Genomic DNA, 17690 nt, shown 5'->3' with positions numbered 1-17690 from the left:
TTATTAACTAAAACGATTTAACTAGCACCACGCGTAATACAATGTATACGTTATCATTCGGATAAATTAATATAGAAAGAAGATTTACAACATGGCTCTTAAATACCAAATTGGTGTTGATGCAGGTGGTACCCACTCAACTGCAATCGCATATGACGAAACTGGCAAGGAAATCGGTCGTGCAGAAGGCGGCCCAGGCCAAATTAACGCTGACTACGAAGGCGGAATTAAGAATATCTCTGACACTATCAACGAATTGATCGACAAGGTCGATGGTGACTGCATGCGCGTTCTTGTTGGTATTGCCGGTCTTTCAGTTGTCGGTAATGCTCCAGAAGTAGCCGCAACTATCTCATCAAGAATTAACAACCTACCTACTCGTGCTATTACTGATTCACTTTTAGCACTTTATGCTGGTCTTGAAGGTGATGACGGTGCCTTAGTAATTGCCGGTACTGGCTCAGTTTACAACGGTTTACAAAACGGCCACTTAATCGCGGTTGGTGGTTACGGCAACATCTTAGGTGATGAAGGCTCAGGTTACGCAATTGCTCGTTCAGCAATGCAATCTGCTCTTCTTAGCTGGGACAAGCGTGAAGACAACGCTTTGATTCAAATGTTTACTAAATTATTTGGCGTTGAACACATGGATGAATGTAACGCTAAATTCTACAAGATGTCTAACCCAGAAGTTGCAGGAATGGCTGTTCACGTTGCACAACTTGCTGATGAAGGCAGCGATGATGCAATCAAAGTTATTAAGAAACAAGCTCATCTGTTAGCCCGTGACATCATCATCGGTCTTGACCGTTACGAAGATCCTAAGCCAATGAAGATTGCTTTAACCGGTTCAGTTTTAGCTAACAACGAAATGCTTAGAGGATTGGTAGAAGATGAAGTTAAGAACAAGTACCCTGACGCTATCTTCTCAATCTCCAACGGTGAAAACGCTCGTGCCGTATTGTTCGACAAGAGTAAGGACTACCGTTACTTCACTAACCACGAAGACCGCTAAATTATCTTTTCTGAATAGTTACAAAAAGCTCGAAGTTACTACAATTTGTAGAAGCTTCGAGCTTTGTTTATGTTTAAATTTCTGCTGGTGTATTACGATTAAAGATATAAATGTCACTTTTAGTTTTTTCCCCTAGTATTCATAATAAGACTACCTATAATCTTTTAAAATTCTTTTAAAAGCAAACGCTAAAAATTGATATTTTGTATTTATAGTATATAGTACTATATAGATAAAGTAATACATTTTGTGAATAGAGGTTGTACTATGGCTCAAATTAGTGTAAAAATCGATGATAAATTAAAAAAAGAAGCTCAATATATTCTTGCTTCATATGGGGTTGATGTATCAACAGGAATTAGAATGTATTTCAAAGCTATTGTTAGAAGTAATGGCATTCCTTTAGAACTAAGACCCATGACAGAACTAGATGAAGCGAACTATGAAGCTGATAATCACATTTATCATGGAAGTTATAGCTCTTTTGAAGAATACAAAAAGGCCATGCGGAAATAATCATGCAAGTTAATCCTACCAAGCGCTACTACCGCGCTTACAAGAGATATGAAAGAAAACATTATCCAATGGATTATGTTGATGATTGTGTTGAAGCAATATTAACCAATGACAAAGAATTTCTAGCCAAACATAAAGATCACCCTGTAGGAAAAAATCGCGAAATGCACGTTAATCGTCAATATAATGACGATTGGCTATTGTACTACCGGATTGATAAAGAAACACATGAACTAATCCTAGTTTTTGTTGCATTAGGAACACATGATGAACTAGATCGATTTGCCAATATGTAATAGCATGCGTTGTATTGAACAAAAACAGATTAATGCAGAGCTCGAAGTTACTACAATTTGTAGAAGTTTCGAGCTTTATTTTGTTCCAATCACGCTAATGATGTTAATAATAATTTTTGCAACTGTAACTTAGCTGCATCTTGGTTAGCCTGTTCTGGTTGCTCATGATTCAATTGACAATTCTCAAGATAATCATCAATACCCGCTTTGAAATCTTTCTTCAACTCTGCCAGAGAATTTCCTTCATAAGAAATAAAAGTATTTTCTAGACCTAAGACTTCGCCAAATAAAGTATCATTTTCAACTTCGATAAGTACCTTGGTAACCTTTATAAGTTAGTAGGCTCATAGTCTTATACCTGCCATTCTTAATCCATTCTTCAACGTTCTTAATTGATATTGTTTAAGCATATTTCGAGGATGTGATTTGTGTAATTAAAGATTATTCACCTCTCTTATATATTCCATCACTGTACAAAATTTGGAATTCAAAATTTAGGCTTGTCTCCCATCATTTATTACGCAAAAAATGTCTAAATTTTTTGAAAAAAGTTAATTTTTCAAATCAAAACAAAAGAATCATTACATGAACTACATTTTTGATAGCGAATACAATATTTTTCGCTTCAAATACATAGAATTTCTTTCCTTTTTAAAAAAATTCTTTAAAGAGGCTGTTTCCCCTTGTAAATACGCGGATTACTGTTAAAATAAGTAATCGTAGTTTATATTAAAAGAGGTATTTTTCATGGAAACTATTTCTAAGAAACAATTAGTAGATCAAATCGCTGCAAAGACTGATGCTACTAAGACAGACATTAACACTATTTTGGACGCTTACATCGACGTTGTTAAGAGCAATGTTGCTGAAGGCAACAAGGTACAATTAGTTGGCTTCGGTGCCTTCGAACTTCGTCACCGTGCTGCTCGTAAGGGTCGTAACCCACAAACTGGTAAGGAAATTGAAATTGCTGCATCAAACGTTCCAGCATTCAAGCCAGGTAAGAGCTTCAAGGATGAAGTTAACAAGTAATAATTTATTATTACAAAAAAGACCGCGAGTTTTCTCGTGGTCTTTTATTTTGCCTCAGAACCTGCCATTAACAAGACTTTTCCCTGCTCAGTTTCGATCATCTCGCAATCTATGCCAAAGTTTTGCCTAATCGCCTGCGCCGTAATTACCTCTTCTGGCCTGCCCTGCTTTTGAATCCTACCTTGGTTGAGCAAAATTACCTGATTACTATATTGCAAAGCCTGATTCAAATCGTGCAAAATCATGCAAATCGTCAAATTCTGCTTTCGATTCAATTTTTTCACTAAATCCAAAAAGCGATACTGAAAATGCAAATCCAAGTATGTTGTTGGTTCATCTAGAAAAAGATATTCCGGCTCTTGCGCCAGTGCTGTAGCAAGCCACACACGCTGCTGCTGACCGCCAGATAATTGCGCTATAAACTTATCTGCCAAATCAGCAATCTCTAGCTCCTGCATAATCTGTTGAAGGCGAGCAGATCCATTTTCTTCATCCCCCATCAAGGAATGATACGGCAGACGCCCCATTTTAACCAGTTCCTTGACAGTTATCTGATTATACAATTGATTCTGCTGGTGGACAATTGCTACCTTTTTGGCAAAATCCTTCGCAGCTAGCTGCCAGATATCTTGCCCATCTAGCGTAATTGTCCCCGCAGACGGCCTTATTGCCCGTGTAAGCAAGCGAAACAAGGTTGACTTGCCAGATCCATTAGGACCAATTAAAGTCGTAATCTGGTGCTCCTGCAAGCTCAGAGAGAATTGATTAAATAATTGTTTTGACCCATATGAAAAATCAATCTGCGACGCTTTAAGCATTTTTCTGTCTCTTCCATAAAATTAAAATCATAACTGGACCACCAACAATAGCCAAAATAATATTAGCCGCAATCTCGTTTGGCGCTGTAATCACCCGGCCGATGGTGTCAACGAACAATAAAAACCAAGCTCCAGCAAAAATCGAAAATGGAATAATTTTTTGATAATCATATCCCAAAAGCAAACGAGCAACCTGTGGCACAATAATTCCGATAAAGGCTAAAACACCAATGCAAGCCGTTGTTGTTGCGGCCAAAACCACTGCAATTAGCATCAAGACTAAACGCAGGGTTTTAGCAGAAACACCTAAAGACGTCAGCTCTTCATCATTGATCTTTAAGTAATTAGCCCAATTCATAAAACAAATCGCGAAAATCAGCCCTATTATGCCAATAACCAATAAATACATTGTTGATCCCCAACTACTTGTGGCCAGGCTGCTGCCACTATTTTGATTATTAGTGAAAACTTCCTGCATCCCCGTGAACACCGCATTCAATGCCACTCCGATGATAATTAACTGATAAGGCGTCATCTTTTTTTGGAATAATAAAAGAAGCCCAAACGCTAGCAGTCCGCCAATAATCGCGAAAATAATTTTACCAAAGAAAATTTCTGGCAAAATAATAACCGCTAGCAATTGACATAAACTGGCTGCACTAGAGATCCCCATAATTCCAGGTTCTGCAATCGGATTGCGCAAAGTTGCCTGAAAAAAGGCACCACTAACAGAGAGGCTAGCTCCTGCTACTAGTGCCGAAATAATCCGCGGGACACGGATATTAAACAAAATATTCAATTGGCTGTTAGTCATCTTTTGCATTGAAAAATTGCTTGCTCCGTGAGTTAATGCAAAGAAAATCGTACTGATTAACAAAACTGCTAAAATCAAGTTTATCCAAATTACCTTTTTCTTCATTTTGATCACTTTCCAGGGTACAACCAGTTGCTTAATTTATTCAATGCTTGAGAAACATTCATGTTAGCTGAAGCATTAAAGTCTGGTTGCTGTAGGTCATAAACTCTGCCTGTCTTTACGGCTTTCATCGTCTTCCAAACAGAATTTTTCTTAAACTCTTGCTTAAATTGTGGCAAAGTTACATTTGGTAAAGCATGTTCTAATCGCAAAATGACATCTGGATTTTTAGTAGCTAGCGAGTCATTACTTGGTGACAAATAGATCTGACTATCAGAGTGATAGATATTTTCCCCACCAGCTATTCTGACCAAATCACCTAAATATGATCGATTAGTTAGAATCATGTAATTAGCGCCAGGCAAGCCCATCAAGATCAATACTCTAGGCTTACGACCGTGAACACGTGCTTTAGCCTTTTTAACGGCTTTTTTGATTAAGCCAATCTGATAATCAGCCTGTCTCTGCCGGTAATACTGCTTGCCTAATGAACTCAGTGTAGCTTCAAGGTCAGCTACTGAATCCAGCTTCAGATATGTAACTTTAACGCCTTGTTCTTTAAATGATTGATCATACTGATCTTTTAAAGTTGAGACTGCATAGACACGAGTGGGATTCAAAGAAGCAATCTTTTCAACACTTGGCTTCATTGGACCCCCAATCTTGGGCACCTTTTGATAGCGTGCTGGTAACTTAGCCTGCGTCTTTGGAACCCCTGCTAAATTAACGTTCAATTTATCAAAAATTTCAGTAATCGCTGCACTTGTGGCAACAATCTTTTCATTATTGGCAACTTTTTGATCAATCAATCGTTTAGCACCAATTGCCACTCCGATGATTGCTACTAAAAATATAATTAAACCAATAATTAATCCTTTACGTTTTTTCATTTACTTTTTCTTTCCTTGGCATTTACGACAATCAAAACAGCAACGCCAATTAAAATTAATGAACTAAGCACTCCAGCCAAAATAACATAATAAAAATTTCGCTGCCTTTGTTGATTAGCACGTTGATTGCGTGCATTCTGCGCTATTTGCCTGTTAGCTATTGCCGCTTGCTTCTTTTGTGCCAATTGCTCCTTAGGCTTAACACTCTTGTTTTTCACCTGTGGCGCGCTACGTTTTATCGCACTTTCTGCATGACTTGCTCGCTCTTTTTTATTTGTTAACTTAGGCAATTGCGTAGTGTCAAAAGCAAATGTAATATTGTGTGTTGCTTGGTAAACATGTGGCACATCTATTTTAATTTGACTAGAAATATCACGTTTTAAATTATTAGTGCGAAAACTATAGCGATAATCATAGTCACTGCCATGCCGCGTTTTTACTACGTTTAGCGGTGCTTGTCCATTAATCGTTAACACCCGAACCGGATAGGGACTTAGATCTTTCTTAGTGCGAATCGTCATCGTTACCAGGTACTGATTGTCGTCTACCACAACCTGAGCAGGACGCGCATAGTAGCCATCAGCCATCGAGGTCTGATGCGTGCCATACTTGTAAGTACGATAACTCACGCTTTGTGCACTAACAGTCACACCAAAAATAAACAAACAAGTTAGCAACAAGAAAGGAAAAGAGATAATTTTAGCTATATTTTTCATTATTTCTTTCTCTTCAAAATTTTATTTCTTAAGTAAAAGGCCAAACCAATAATTGCAGCATCAAATGCTAAAAAGCCTGCGATCACAGTCAAAAATGGATATTCCACCGCTGCAATCGTCGCCATCTTTTTCTTCTTGGGTGTCATCTTTGCCCCAGGTTTTACACTAGAGTTTGAAGAAGACTGCTGCTTTTTAACTGGCTTTGACCGCGGTTGAGCGCTACTTGTAGCATTTTCTGCATCTTTACTACTGTCGTCATTAGTTGCAGGAATAGCATCACTAGTACTACTTGAATCAGTGCTACTATTTGCTTCGGTTAATGCCTTGCTTACAGTCGAACTGTGCGCCACATTTTTTACGCCAAAAGCAAACCAGACCTTAAACAAACGATCATGAATATTGGCAATTGGTACGCTCAAGCGCAGACTCCCCTGAGCCTGCTTCTTCAACTGATTTAGCGACTTGAAGTGGACCTGATAAGTCCAGATATCCTTGCCAGCTTGTTTGGTAAAACGCAGGTTTGAAATTGAACCAATTCCCAGTGAAACCGGCTGAAATTTGGTCACCATCCCATGCTTTACCTCAACTTTTAAAGTCATAACATAGCCCTGCTTTACTTTTTCAATCCTGGCATGATGCGTGTAAAAATTATTTGCTGCAGAAACGCCACTGCGATCCGCCTTATAGACCGCATAATTGATATTTTGAACCTTTTTATCTGCGCTGACCGTGTGTACTTTTCTTACTAACTTTTTTGACTCTCTTTTTACTAGCCTTCTTTTGCTTCTTGTCGGTCTTTTTCTTGCTAGTAGTTAAACCGCTAACCTTGTCATACTTCACCCAAGCTTGTTCGGTCATCTTACCACCAAAGTCAATAGTGACTTGCATCTTGACCCAACCATTATTTTTGAAAGCTTTGCCTGCAAAAACAAAGTCAAAACTAGATTTGTCGGCGGAAACATTTTCCTTTTTACCGCTAACGCCATTAATCTTGAGGGATTTTACAATCTTATTTACGTTTTGCCCCTTGCCCATTGGACTATTTTTACCATCGACATGGATTATCATTTTAGTCACATGCTTTTGACTAACTGTTAATTGCACCTTATCTCCCACAAAACCTTGAGCCATTGACTTAGCATGGTTGCGGTGATTTTTACTGTATTTGTAAACCGTCATTCCCACTGTCTTTTGACTTTGTTCAGCGGCCATTACAACCGGATTAGTTTGCATAAATGCCACTCCAGGTGCCATTAAAGTCATTGCGACCGAACTACTTGCGATTAACTTAAGTAACTTTTTATTCATTCTAATATCCTTCTTTTTACTATTAATACTATTAGTCTTTTCTATTATAAAGTTCTTAAAATAACTATGCAATCGGTTTCAAGATGATATTTTATTCAGCTTATTATGCTCATAAAAAAATAAAATAACAAAAAATATATTGATTTATAACATTTATTTGATCATAATGTAAGCGATATCTAAAATTCGTGGGAGGAAACTTTTATGAGAAAAAATACTAAAATCATTTTAACATCACTTGCTTTACTCGCAAGCGCTAGTGTTTTGGCACCATCAGCTGTAGTGTCTGCAGCTGATCAACCTGCTACTAATGTTGCTGCAACTACTGCTACTAGTCAAAACAGCGACTTGCAAACTATCACTATGACTATTACCAAAACTGGCAGCACTACCCCATCAGAAGCTGCTATGTTCTTGGGCAACTCTGCTCAAGTTAATGTTAAGGACGGTAAAGTTACCGAAGTAATTATTCACGTTGATGGCTCTAAAGCACCAATGACCAAAGGTCAAGACATGTCTAAGATGGTTGCTAGCCTAACATTGAATGGTGTAGCCGGCAAGCAAGAAAATGTTGCTAAAGACGGCTCATCCCTTGACTATGTTTTCTCAGCAGATGCTTATAAAGAAAGCGCTGGCAGCTTAGAATTCGGTCTTAACGTTATGGGCAAGACCATGAACGAAAAGGCTGATATTACTTTAGGTAAGGTCGCTGAAGACACTGCTAATAAAGATGCCAATACTACATCTGACAAGACTCAAACTGATGCCGCTGCTGCTAAAAAGACAGCTGCCAAGAAAGCTAAGGCCGTTAAGCGGACTCTGAAGCACAATGCTTATGTCTACAAGAAGAACGGCAAGCGTGCTAATAAGAAAGTTTTGAAGAAAGGTCACCGCGTTAACACTTATGGTCGCGCAATTAAATTACACGGCAAGACTTTCTATCGTATTTCAAAGAATACTTACGTTAAAAAAGCTAACTTTTAACTAAAAAATTTTTCTAAAAAAATAAAAAAGGCGAGCGCTGGCTCGCCTTTTTTGATTGAGGTGTTATCTATAATACCATTGCAATCAAATTTTTTTCAGGGGGGGAATTTCATTAATTATCACGATATTTGAAACCGGCATAATTCGTAGCTACTTCAGTAATTCTATATACATCAAGCTCCTGTTGATATTCTTTTTCATGTAATTTGATAAAATCAATAAAATTTCTCCAAGCTGTTTCAGCTGCTTCATTTTTTCCACTAGCAATTAATGAAAGTGCATTAGCTAACTGATGAATAACTTCCCTATGGTAAGCAAGAATTGACCAATTGTGATGCTCTACTCCTTTAACAACCGACAAATTATCAATAACTTTATTCAAAAATTCATTAGTCAATGAAACTATTTTCTGATAGTTCTTAGCCATTTCTTTATTAAGCCGTGGACCAATTGCGTTGAAATAATCTGGACTTGATAAAGCTGAAATCTCAGTCAAATATGAAACGACTGCTTCATAGTTTTTACCATAGGCTGCTTCAAAATACTCTTCAATCAAATTATCAAATCCAAGTTCCTTATCCCACAGAGTTAATCCCATTACATAGTTAGGTAATGTAGTTGGTAATCCTGATCTCAATTCCTGACAAGAAATATAACCATTCAAATGTAATTTATCAAGATACTTGATATCCCTAGAAATCACCTTACTAATAGCCATATAACCAAGATCACCGTAATGTGCTCTGCCCAAAGGATAGTCATAAACAAAGCTGTCGCCATGATAATTCTTTTGCCAATCAAATAAGAACGATAGGTTGCTTTCCAATGAATTTGGTAAAGTAATTTTATTCCGGACATATTTTGGAGAGTCTGGAATTCCATTTTCATAATTAACATCAGCATAACTCTTTTCAAAAGTTCTACTAATCGGGGCGAACATCATTACGAATCTATCAGGGTTCTTAATCTTCGCATTTTCTGGAGCATACAATAATTCATGATACAGCAAGAAACAAATCTTGGTATCCAAACCTGCTTCAGCTAGTTTCTCATCTAAATAGTTCAAGAACTCTACATATTGATCAGAAGGCGTAGTCTTCTTACATTCATCACATTCACAAATATTATTGCAATCATCAGATAGCCAAACATGTAAGTAATCAACATCCTGGTGTTTCTTAGCATATTTAACAATTACATCAGCTAATTCTTTATTAACTTCGGGATTGGCAAAATCGACACTAGTAAAAATTGGTGTGCCTTTAATTAATTCACGTTTTCCGTTTACTAAAGCCACTAAAGGCTCTTTTTCTTTGGAGATCTTTTTGCCACTCTCCCAGCCATATTTAGATGAAAAGCCAAGCATTTCTCCTGTCCAGCCATGACCAACACGATGATGATGTAGCGACCGCAATTTCATTGCGGCATCAACTTTTTCACTCATCTTGTCTGCTTCTTCATTTGTAAAAGTTTTATTTTCCCAATAATTATTAAATTCATGGCTATACCAACGCTTTAAGAAAGTATACGGATTTTCAAATTGAATAAAGAAGCTATTAAATCCAACCTTAGGTAGCCAATCAATAAAATCAATGATATTTTCTAATGAATCAGCCCCCTCAATACATACGCCACGATGTTTATAGCTAGCTGTATGTTTATAAAAGATATCTCTGTTTAGATCGCTCTCTGAAATTTCAGGTATTTTTTCATTTTCTTCTCCAGGACGTAAGAAGCGAACACCTAAAATTCTCAAATATTGATAAATACCAATAAGCAATGCAACTTTCCGATTACCTACAATTTTACAAAGATCATTTTTTTGTTCAATTCTTACTTGATCATTACCTTCTGATTCTTGAATGATCAATTCATAGTTAGGCAGTCGAGAAATATCATTCTTCTCTCCTATTTTATTCAAATATTTTTTAAGTTCGTCAGCTGCAAAATCCGTGGTTGGATCATGTCCAGCTGATTTAATAGTTATATTTTGAATCATGATTTACCTTCTTACTTTGCTTGTTCAGCCTTTAAGTGTGCATTATCAGCAGCCTTAAAGAATGGATAGTAAATTAATACTGAAATTATTACCAATACTAACTGGAATACTGCAGCACTCCAACTACCGCCCGTTGCTAAGAAGCCACCAATAATTGGAGGAGTAGTCCAAGGAAGCATTACTCCCGTAGTATATGGAATCCAGTGCCATAGCATTGCCAAATATGTTACTAATGCATTAATCATTGGGTTAATAATAAATGGGATCAGCATAATTGGATTCAAAACAGTTGGAAAACTGAAAAGAATAGCAGTATTAATGTTAAATAATGCTGGAATACCTGAAACTTTACCCAAAGTTTTATATTCTTTACTCTTACTAAAGAACATCAAGCAAATTGCTAAACCAATCGTGGCACCGCCACCACCCATGTACACGAACAAGTCAATGAATGGTTGAGTAATAATATGTGGTAAAACTGCCGCACCATGTTGAAGTGCGACACGGTTAGCATCAGTAAATTGTAACCAGATGGGTTGCATAACTGTATTAACAACTTGACCACCGTTAACTCCACAGAACCAGAATAATGAGTTCAAGAAAATTGCAAGGAATGTGCCGCCAATGCTATCAGCAATTAAACCTAAAGGCAGTCCAATTACAACAGCTAACAAAGAGTTGAGTGAAACTATATGTACCTGTGTAAGCACTATGTTAATCAATTCAAAGAAAATTAAAATTACAGCGCCAGGGGTCAAAGCCATAAATGATTGACCCACAACCTTAGGAACACTTTCCGGCATCTTAATAACGAAATTCTTTTGAATGAACCAGCGATAAATCTCTGCAGTAATATAACCTACTACAATAGCCGTAAACAATCCCTGTCCACCTAAAGCTGAATAAGGAACACCCTGTGCAGTAGTTGCACCAGTTTTACTTATCAATGGTGGTGTTACTAACAGCATACTTGCTACTGCTAATGCACCAGCAGGTAGTCCTTCAACTTTATAGGACTCTGCTAATCTATATGCTACACCAAATGTAGTTAGTAATGCGATTAACCCAAAACTATTGTTAGCTAATCTCGTTAGCATTGGTCCAATTCCTGTTTTAGTTAACCATGTTGTATAAGCTGGAATTGGGAAACTCGCAAGTAGCAAGAAGATTGAACCAACTAATACCAGTGGCATTGCAAGCATAAATCCTTCACGAAGCGCTTTTAAGTGTCTCTGCTTACTAATTTTCTCACCGACTGGGGCAAGTTTATTTTGCAGGAAATCCATTAAACCTTTCATAATGCACCTTTCCTCTCACTAATTATTTCACTTCAGAAAACTACAAGCTGTTCTTTCGATTAATTAAGCTAGTGAACGAATGAATAGACTCATATTTCCTTCTTCACCTAATATAATAAACTGAAAGCGCTTAATTTGCAATATATTTATTTAATTAAGTTAAATAAATATAAAATAAGTAAACCATTAGAAGAAAGTCCTCTTAAATGTAGTATCATAAGTATGTAGAAAGGGCACATCTAAAATTATGCAAGAAACAAATACAACAACTCAAACTATTGAATACCTATATCGCAACCGGCATGCTACGCGGGTTGACTTACATAAGTATCTTCATGTAACACCCGCTGCTGTTTCCAAAATTGTTAAGCAATTAATAGATGATCATATCGTGGTTGAAACAGGCCAACAAATTTCACAAAAAGAAGGTGCTGGTCGTAGTAAAAGAATTATTTCACTAAGTAAACAAATTGGTAACTATCTTGGTGTTTCTTTCAACTTAGCTGGTCTTGCTTTAGTACTTACTACCATTTACGGAGAAATTATAGATAAAATATTTATTCCTTATAGTAAAATGAAAAAGTATGATCTAAATCAACTAGTTACTGATCAAATAAAACTTCTTATTTCACAGAATCCTAATGGCAACCCACTTGGTGTTGGATTTGCTATTCCTGGTCACTACAATGCTGATCAACATAAATTAGTCTCAAACAATCAGATGTGGAAAAGTTTCGACTTAGAAACTATTCAAAAACAAGTAAATTTACCAATGTTAGCTGAAAACAACGTTGAATCTATGGCCGATGCTCATTATCTTTTTAGTAATGATTTAGCCAAAAAAGATAATTTTATCTTCTTTCATATTGGTTACGGAATATACTCAGCCTTTATTGAACCTGGCAAGCTACACCCCAAGCGTAATTACTCAGTTGGAGAGGTCGGACATACAATTATTGATCCTAATGGATTCCAATGTGAATGCGGAAAAAAAGGTTGCTTACAAACATATAGTTCACATACTTGGTTATTAAAACGAGCACGGAACTTCTATGATCTATCTGAAAATACAGTCTTACATCAATTAGTTTCTGACAAATCTAAAATTACCTTTAATACTTTACTGTCTGCCTACAAGCTTAATGATCCCTATACGGTTGATATGTTAGACACCAGTATTAAATATTTAGGTATTATTATTTCTAACCTTTTAATGGTCTATGATGCAGACGTAATTTACTTAAATGGTTTTATTGTTCAAGTTCCTGAGTTTAAAAATAAATTACTACGATTTATCAGTAATCAATTAAAATTTATAAACTCGCAAAAACAAACTAGAATCGAAGTATTGCCTGAAGACAAATACCGTGGTGCAGTTGGAGGATGCGCTCTAGTAGCATTATCTCAAGTTATTCAGAATCCTAATTATCAAGAAATAACTTTAAACTAAAAAACCTTTGCCTAATTTTTGAGGCAAAGATTTTATTGTTGTCTTAGTTATGAAGTTGCTTAAGTAAAAACGTGATTGCTTTTTGTGGATTACGCGTCATATCGATATATTGCATCCCTTTCGTCGCAATCAATTTAATTCCCAAAGGATCTGTATCTTTCTTAATATCATCATAATAAGACCTTACCTGTGGTGCTAAAATTACCACATTGTAATTTGGTAATAAATCATGGTGAGAACCATAAGCTCCTGAAGTAGCCGTAATTGCAACTTTTTCTTTCTGAGCCCCTTCATTGATGGCATCTGCCAATTGAGCACTGGTTCCTGCACCAGCACACAAAACTAACACTTTTAATTTATCCTTCTCACTATAATTAGTTAAAACAGTGTCGTTGCTATTAATTACGTTAGTTTCTATTTTTTTCTTCTTCTCTTCAACTTTATTTACTTGATGCTCTGAGTTTGATATCTTTACTGCTTTTTCCTTTTCTTGTGTAAGCAAAACTTTATCATATGCCTTCAAAAATGGCAGATAAATAAAACAGTCCATTGCAAGTAAAACAAGAATGAAGATAATAGAAATAAATTGAAAGTGCGTATTAAGTAAAACGCCAATTGGTCCTGGAACTGTCCATGGCAAAACGTAAATCATACCATTCATTCCCAAAACATCAGTGAATAATTTACCAAGAATTACGTTTGCCATTGGAGTCAAAATAAATGGCACAAACATATACGGATTCAAAATCATCGGTGCACCAAACAGTAGTGGCTCATTAACTGCAAACATAACTGGAACAATTGATGCCTTTCCAATCTCTTTTAATTGATGAGAATGCATTAAAAAAATAAGTAAAAATGGCACTACAAATGTTGCACCAGTCCCACCAATAGCAGCAATATAATTACCAAAATTATTAGTCATTGCATGCGAAGCATGAAGCCCAGCTTGAAACATTTTCAAATTTGCATCAGTATTAGCCATCTGAAAAGCCGTTACAGCTGGCATAACAACTGAGGGTCCGTGAATCCCAACAAACCAAAGTAATGCACTAAGTCCCCAAATAAAGCACATTCCTGGATATGTTTCTACACCTTTAAACAATGGTGTTAGAAACTTCTGAAACAGCTGTGCAAAAGGCACTCCTGTCAAGCCGCGGGAAATAACATCAATTAATGCGCAGGCTAATACAGCAAATGCAAACGGAAAAATATCTTTAAAGCTTTGAGAAATTGCTCCTGGAACTTCTTTAGGAAGTTTAATTGTAATATTTTTCTTGATACAAAACTTATAAATATTAACCGTCAAGAATGCTGCCACAAAGGCTGACAATAATCCTTGTGATCCTATATATTGCACGCTCAACGCATTAGTCTTTATTTCTGGAGTGACTGCTAAGAATAAAAAACCACACATTGAAGCAATCATTGTTGAAGTAGCGTTCATATATTTATTCTGTGGCATCGTGTGATTTAAATTACCGGTTAAAGCTTTAGCAGTAGTACCAGCAACCATTAAACCTAGCATACCCATTGTAAAATTATAAAGTTTACCTAACCATGCCGTTAATGCCGGCGGCAACTGGATACCAAATAACGGTGGTAATGATGAGATAAGCAACATTAAACTGGCAAACATAACTAATGGCATTACTGAAATAAAACCATCCTTTATTGCCATTAGGTAATTATTTTTGGATATTTTAACAAAAGTTGATTGATGCTTTTCTATTGCATTAACAATTGTGTTCATGATTCTCCCTCCTCGTCATTCATAGTTTTACTCAGCTCTTTAAACCAATATGCACTTCGTTTGGGATATCGTTTTTGCGTTTGATAATCTACATAAAATAGGCCGTAACGCTTATTGTAGCCATTTACCCAAGAAAACTGATCTTGCAAAGACCAAACAAAATAGCCATTGACATTAACTCCTGCTTTTCTTGCTTTTAACAAAGCCGCTACATGTTGATCAATAAAATCAATTCGCTTATCATCATTATTAATCAGCTTATCCGCCGGTAGTTCTTCTTTAAGTCCTAGACCATTTTCAGTGATATAAATTGTCGGCATATTTGGATAATCATGTTTTAATCTCAGTAGCATTTTATATAAACCAGCTGGATAAATAGTCCAATCCCAATCAGTTCTAGGAATTTCTGGACGTTTTACAAATTTTCCTACTCCCTTAAACTTGAACGAGGAACTACTTTTATCACCAGTTGTATTGACTCTCTCCTCATTCTCACCATTATAATTTTCCACAAACTCAGAACGATAATAATTAAAGCCAAACATTCCATTCAGCGGTGCAGCCTTTTTCAAGATTTCCATATCACCTGGTTCTATTATTAATTTTCCATTATTAGCTTCTAATACCTGGTTCAATAATTTCATCGTTTCTGGTTGGTATATTCCTAATAACGCGCCATCTAATAAAAACCGATTATTATAAGCATCATATCTGGCTGCAGCTTGAATATCCTCTGACTTATTAGTATTGGGAAAACCTGGTTTTATCGCTTGAATACAACCTATTCTTCCCTTCATTCCTAATTCATGATATTTAATTACCGCTTGAGCATGAGCCAGCAGCATATTGTGTTCCGCTTGAATTGCTTCAGAAACATTAAAATGATGATTTGGTGGAAATTGACCACCTAGATATTGCCCGCTAGCTAACGAAATCATCTCATTAATAGTGAACCAATTCTTTACTTCAGGAAATTCTTTAAAACAAAATTCTGCATATTTAACAAAACGCCTAATATTTTTTCTATTTAACCAATCTCCCTCTTCCAACATTTGCTCTGGTGAATCAAAATGATGTAGAGCAACATAAGGTACAAGGTGATTCTTTAGACATTCCGTAAATACCCGATGATAATGATTTACGCCTTTTGTATTAGGCTTACCATCGATATCTGGAAAAATCCTAGACCAGGAGATTGAAAGCCTTATTGCATTTAAGCCAAAATCATGTGCTAATTTTAAATCTATGGGATATAAATGATAGAAATCACTGGCTGGATCAGGTGAAAATCGCCCTTGCTTTTTAAGATAAACATCCCACATATTCTGTCCTTTACCATCTTCTTGAGTAGCACCTTCTACTTGATAAGCCGCCATTGCCGCTCCCCAAACAAAATTAGCAGGTAATTGAGTAACTCTATTTAACTTAATCATGATTACACCTATTCGATATCCTTACCCTCAAGTTTATTAACTCGTTCATACAGGTTAATTATGGTTTTCATCTCATCCTTCAAAAGCATTGTCGTCATTAGTGTATCTTGACCATGAACCATAATGAAGGTTACATCCATGTTGTCACCAGCTGCTTCTTTACTTAACAGCTTGGTCTGTGCATTATGAGCCATATTAATTGATTCTTCAGCATCTTTAACAAGAGCTTTGGCTTCACTGATTTTACCTTCACTAGCTTTATTCATTGCCATAACCAAATCACTTCTGGCATCTCCGGAATAAGCAACAATTGCAAAACCAACTTCTGAAATTTCTTCTTTAGTAAATTTTTCTTCTGCACTCATTTTGACAACCTCTAAAACCAAAAAAGGTACGAACAAAAATGCCTCTTTAATCAGAGTCATAATTATTCGTACCTAGCTTAATTAATTCTTTAAATCTATTCTACAATCAAAATATACTTATGTAAACGCTTTTATAGTTAAAATGATACTTTTAACTTACACTATTCATAATCAACCAAATCAGTAAGTGGATATCTAGTAGTGGTTATTTCAGACTCAGCTTTTGGATCATGCTTACCTATCGCTATAGCCATAACAGGTACATACTGTTTAGGATCAAGCCCCATCACTACTGCTGCTTTTTTAGCATCATAACCCGCCATTGCATTAGTTTCATAACCATGTTCACGAGCAATAAGCATGAATTGCATTGCAGCTAATGAACTATCTACCATTGAATCAGCTACTAACATTTCTTGCGGTGCTTTTTCATACAATGGCATAAAAGTATTAAGAGCTGCTTCCATCGCCTCTTTAGTTACCTTTTTAGCTTCATACATGCTGTGCCATAATTCACTATATTTCTTATAAGCTAAGGTGTTACCAAAGAATAAAACTACAGCTGAACTATTATCAATCTGTGGAAAATTGAAATTCATGAAGTATTGATGAAGCTTCTTTTTACCCTCATCGGTGTCAACTACTACAAATTTCCATGCTTGTAAATTACATGCTGAAGGAGCTGTAATCGTTTCTTCTAGCATCTCATTCATTTCATCTCGACTAATTTTAATAGTTGGATCAAAACGACGTACCGAATGTCTTTCGGTTAAAATTTTGTGAAAATCATTATCTACAATACCCATAATTATTACCTCTCACTATCTTGTTAGCGATTACATATTTAGTATAAAGCATTTCTTATATATTTCGAAGTAAAACAAATAAGCATCCCAATGGG

General features: G+C 36.2%; 19 protein-coding genes. 6 read left to right on the top strand and 13 right to left on the bottom strand.

Going from position 1 to position 17690, the window contains the following annotated elements:
• The first annotated feature begins 91 nt into the window (after nt 1–91).
• From J6L97_RS03400 to J6L97_RS03390, 3 genes are all read left to right on the top strand, one after another.
• Nucleotides 92–1015 (top strand): N-acetylglucosamine kinase, encoded by a 924-nt coding sequence (locus J6L97_RS03400; RefSeq protein WP_005719826.1) that lies wholly within the window; start codon nt 92–94, stop codon nt 1013–1015.
• 267 nt (nt 1016–1282) lie between these two features.
• Nucleotides 1283–1531, top strand: coding sequence for a type II toxin-antitoxin system RelB/DinJ family antitoxin (locus tag J6L97_RS03395; RefSeq protein ID WP_057726867.1), 249 nt, complete (start codon nt 1283–1285; stop codon nt 1529–1531).
• 2 nt (nt 1532–1533) lie between these two features.
• Nucleotides 1534–1827 carry a type II toxin-antitoxin system RelE/ParE family toxin gene (locus J6L97_RS03390; RefSeq protein ID WP_054832930.1) on the top strand — a complete coding sequence of 98 codons (294 nt, stop codon included), beginning with the start codon at nt 1534–1536 and terminating at the stop codon, nt 1825–1827.
• An 89-nt stretch (nt 1828–1916) separates the two neighbouring features.
• Here the strand turns inward: J6L97_RS03390 and J6L97_RS11210 are convergent, their stop codons facing one another.
• The gene (locus tag J6L97_RS11210; protein ID WP_005719831.1) at nt 1917–2051 is read right to left on the bottom strand and encodes a hypothetical protein; all 135 of its coding nucleotides are present in this window, start codon (nt 2049–2051) and stop codon (nt 1917–1919) included.
• A 523-nt stretch (nt 2052–2574) separates the two neighbouring features.
• Here J6L97_RS11210 and J6L97_RS03380 point away from each other — a divergent pair.
• Nucleotides 2575–2859 carry an HU family DNA-binding protein gene (locus J6L97_RS03380; protein ID WP_005719832.1) on the top strand — a complete coding sequence of 95 codons (285 nt, stop codon included), beginning with the start codon at nt 2575–2577 and terminating at the stop codon, nt 2857–2859.
• Nucleotides 2860–2903: 44 nt separating this feature from the next.
• Here the strand turns inward: J6L97_RS03380 and J6L97_RS03375 are convergent, their stop codons facing one another.
• The 6 genes from J6L97_RS03375 to J6L97_RS03350 all read right to left on the bottom strand — a co-directional run bounded on the left by J6L97_RS03375 (nt 2904) and on the right by J6L97_RS03350 (nt 7507).
• Nucleotides 2904–3677, bottom strand: coding sequence for an ABC transporter ATP-binding protein (locus J6L97_RS03375; protein WP_054832929.1), 774 nt, complete (start codon nt 3675–3677; stop codon nt 2904–2906).
• Nucleotides 3670–4596, bottom strand: coding sequence for a FecCD family ABC transporter permease (locus J6L97_RS03370; RefSeq protein WP_057726866.1), 927 nt, complete (start codon nt 4594–4596; stop codon nt 3670–3672). The genes J6L97_RS03375 and J6L97_RS03370 overlap by 8 nt, the downstream gene beginning before the upstream one ends.
• Before the next feature lie 5 nt (nt 4597–4601).
• Nucleotides 4602–5483, bottom strand: coding sequence for a heme ABC transporter substrate-binding protein IsdE (gene isdE / locus J6L97_RS03365; RefSeq protein ID WP_057726865.1), 882 nt, complete (start codon nt 5481–5483; stop codon nt 4602–4604).
• A complete protein-coding gene (locus J6L97_RS03360) occupies nt 5480–6199 on the bottom strand; it encodes an NEAT domain-containing protein (protein ID WP_013086642.1) in 720 nt (239 codons plus the stop codon). The genes isdE and J6L97_RS03360 overlap by 4 nt, the downstream gene beginning before the upstream one ends.
• The gene (locus J6L97_RS03355; protein ID WP_057726864.1) at nt 6199–6798 is read right to left on the bottom strand and encodes a hypothetical protein; all 600 of its coding nucleotides are present in this window, start codon (nt 6796–6798) and stop codon (nt 6199–6201) included. The genes J6L97_RS03360 and J6L97_RS03355 overlap by 1 nt, the downstream gene beginning before the upstream one ends.
• A gap of 115 nt (nt 6799–6913) precedes the next feature.
• A complete protein-coding gene (locus tag J6L97_RS03350) occupies nt 6914–7507 on the bottom strand; it encodes a hypothetical protein (RefSeq protein ID WP_057726863.1) in 594 nt (197 codons plus the stop codon).
• A 204-nt stretch (nt 7508–7711) separates the two neighbouring features.
• Here J6L97_RS03350 and J6L97_RS11280 point away from each other — a divergent pair, with 204 nt between their 5' ends.
• A complete protein-coding gene (locus J6L97_RS11280) occupies nt 7712–8491 on the top strand; it encodes an SLAP domain-containing protein (protein ID WP_057726862.1) in 780 nt (259 codons plus the stop codon).
• Between the two features lie 112 nt (nt 8492–8603).
• Here J6L97_RS11280 and J6L97_RS03340 read toward each other — a convergent pair whose 3' ends face one another.
• Nucleotides 8604–10490 carry a DUF4838 domain-containing protein gene (locus J6L97_RS03340; protein WP_057726861.1) on the bottom strand — a complete coding sequence of 629 codons (1887 nt, stop codon included), beginning with the start codon at nt 10488–10490 and terminating at the stop codon, nt 8604–8606.
• Between the two features lie 11 nt (nt 10491–10501).
• A complete protein-coding gene (locus J6L97_RS03335; protein WP_057726860.1) occupies nt 10502–11788 on the bottom strand; it encodes a PTS sugar transporter subunit IIC in 1287 nt (428 codons plus the stop codon).
• A 247-nt stretch (nt 11789–12035) separates the two neighbouring features.
• Between J6L97_RS03335 and J6L97_RS03330 the strand changes: the two genes are divergently transcribed.
• The gene (locus J6L97_RS03330) at nt 12036–13238 is read left to right on the top strand and encodes an ROK family transcriptional regulator (RefSeq protein ID WP_057726859.1); all 1203 of its coding nucleotides are present in this window, start codon (nt 12036–12038) and stop codon (nt 13236–13238) included.
• A 43-nt stretch (nt 13239–13281) separates the two neighbouring features.
• Here the strand turns inward: J6L97_RS03330 and J6L97_RS03325 are convergent, their stop codons facing one another.
• The 4 genes from J6L97_RS03325 to J6L97_RS03310 all read right to left on the bottom strand — a co-directional run bounded on the left by J6L97_RS03325 (nt 13282) and on the right by J6L97_RS03310 (nt 17595).
• The gene (locus J6L97_RS03325; RefSeq protein ID WP_057726858.1) at nt 13282–14991 is read right to left on the bottom strand and encodes a PTS lactose transporter subunit IIBC; all 1710 of its coding nucleotides are present in this window, start codon (nt 14989–14991) and stop codon (nt 13282–13284) included.
• Entirely contained in the window at nt 14988–16424 is a 1437-nt protein-coding gene (gene lacG / locus J6L97_RS03320) for a 6-phospho-beta-galactosidase (protein WP_057726857.1), read from the bottom strand. The genes J6L97_RS03325 and lacG overlap by 4 nt, the downstream gene beginning before the upstream one ends.
• A gap of 8 nt (nt 16425–16432) precedes the next feature.
• A complete protein-coding gene (locus J6L97_RS03315) occupies nt 16433–16789 on the bottom strand; it encodes a PTS lactose/cellobiose transporter subunit IIA (protein ID WP_054832931.1) in 357 nt (118 codons plus the stop codon).
• Nucleotides 16790–16950: 161 nt separating this feature from the next.
• The gene (locus J6L97_RS03310; protein WP_054832925.1) at nt 16951–17595 is read right to left on the bottom strand and encodes a nitroreductase family protein; all 645 of its coding nucleotides are present in this window, start codon (nt 17593–17595) and stop codon (nt 16951–16953) included.
• Between the last annotated feature and the right edge of the window lie 95 nt (nt 17596–17690).

The organism is Lactobacillus crispatus (genome assembly GCF_018987235.1).
Classification (GTDB): Bacteria; Bacillota; Bacilli; order Lactobacillales; family Lactobacillaceae; genus Lactobacillus; species Lactobacillus crispatus.
The sequence above is the reverse complement of the archived record's forward strand: the minus strand, read 5'-3'. Positions and strand labels throughout refer to the sequence as shown.